The sequence below is a fragment of the Leptospira haakeii genome, assembly GCF_002812045.1.
GTDB lineage: Bacteria > Spirochaetota > Leptospiria > Leptospirales > Leptospiraceae > Leptospira_B > Leptospira_B haakeii.
Genome location: NZ_NPEG01000033.1, coordinates 1 through 1915, shown reverse-complemented (window position 1 = coordinate 1915; position 1915 = coordinate 1). Strand labels below are relative to the sequence as shown.

General features: G+C 43.3%; 1 protein-coding gene. It reads left to right on the top strand.

What is annotated here, in order from left to right; all coding sequences use genetic code 11:
* Window positions 1-170: 170 nt before the first annotated feature.
* The coding region (locus tag CH377_RS19530) for a SpvB/TcaC N-terminal domain-containing protein (protein WP_279628564.1) at window positions 171-1915 on the top strand (1745 nt) is incomplete at its 3' end.

Sequence of the window (1915 nt, the reverse complement as noted above, 5' to 3'; positions counted from 1 at the left end):
TTGGTGGGCTACCGATTCTACCCAGCAAAATATCCGAGGTTACTCTTTGGATATGCTGAATCCTGGTGCGCTTCAATACGGTTTGAATAACTTCTTTGTGGCACCGCTCATAGAGAGAGATTACACTCTAAAAGCGCAGATCAACTTTTAAGATCCATTAGGATTTCGTTATGAATCTTAGGGTATCGGTGATCCTTTGTATCGTCGGTCTTTCTTCCTTCGTAAACTGTTGGAAGGGGCCGGGGTTACTGGATCAGATTTGCAAGCATACATTTTGTGGGGATTTGCCTCCTGGGACTAGTTTTCCTTCTCCCGGGTCGGCTCCCGCTCCTGAGGGAAGCGATCTATTCTCCATCTCCACAAATTATAGCCAAGCGATAGACGATCCGAATACAAAAGCGGATCCTTTGTCCGGTGCTCTTTTTATTGCTCCTCCTGAGCCTAATAATTATGGAGGAGTCTCTCTTTCTTATCCGATCCAAGCAACTCCTGGAAGAGCTGGAGTTCAACCCAATCTTGCAATTTCTTATTCTTCCACCGGAGGAGACGGATGGGTTGGGATCGGTTGGAATATCGGTCTTGGTGCGATTACTCGTACACCAGAATACGGCGCCTTATTTTACGATTCCAGAGACTCCTTTACCTGGAACGGCAAAAGACTTATTAAAGTATCCGGTTCCACTAGTAGTGAGAACGGAACTTATAGACCAGAGATCACGGACCAAAGTGCTCCAATATTAGTATTATCGAATATAGAAACGGGAGGGATCTGGGAAGTCCGTGATTCTTCTGGAACTAAAACAACCTTCGGAGACACTTCCTCTAGTCGTATTTATAATCCGGATAAGATCAGCCAAACATATAGTTGGTATCTGACTAAAACAGAGGATCGAAACGGAAACTACATGCAGGTAACTTATGATACCTCTTTTTATTCTGCCAACAGGTCTTTATACTTAAAGGAAATACGATATACCGGAAACTCAAGATCTGGGACGTCTGCCCGTCAATATGTGAAATTTATCACTAAGTCAAGAAGTGACTCCTATGTTTCTACCGCACCCGGCTTTCTTATGAAGATGGATCGTTTGCTGGATAGTATAGAAGTTGGTTGGGACGGAGGAGGAAAACTCTGGGACTATGATCTAGTCTATGATGTTTCTCCTGATTCAGGCAGACCTCTTCTTAAAACAGTGGAGTCCAGCAGACACACTACCAAACCCGAATTCCAATACCAAGTAGCTTCTCGTTCTCTCGTTTGGCAGAATGTAGTGAACCAAGCTGCAAGTGAACCAGAAGATCTTCCGGATGATACTGAATATTTCGAAGGAGATTTTAACGGGGACGGGATCTCTGATATTTTATTCTTCAACCCTAAGAATGGAAACTGGAAGGCCGCGGAAGGAAGAAGAGGTGGCGGTTATAATTTCAAAGTTTATGCAAACCGTTATATGAATTATATCGGCCCGGATAAGATCCGTTTCTTTAAAGGAAATGTGAGTGGGGATTATAACGGAGATGGAAGAGCTGATATCGCATTCTATCTACCAGAAACAAGAGACTTTATTGTAGCAGAACATGACGGTAAAATATTCCAATTTCGTAATTATGGAAGATTGATGTCCGGGATTCCCGATATCTTCCGGATGGAATGGTTTCCTGGAGATTACGACGGAAACGGTCTTTCTGATTCTGTTCTTTTCGACGAGCCAACAGGTCAGTGGACCTTGATGTTGAATAAGGGTGGAAGTTTCGAATTCTTACGTTTCGCAAATAAATTCCAAAACGTATTCAGAGGAGATTATTCTCCCAACGGTAATTTGGACAGTCCTTATACCGCGGATAAATCCAAAGATGGAATTGGCCGAGGTAAGGTCCAACTTCTTGTTGGGGATTATAACGGGGATGGAAGAAC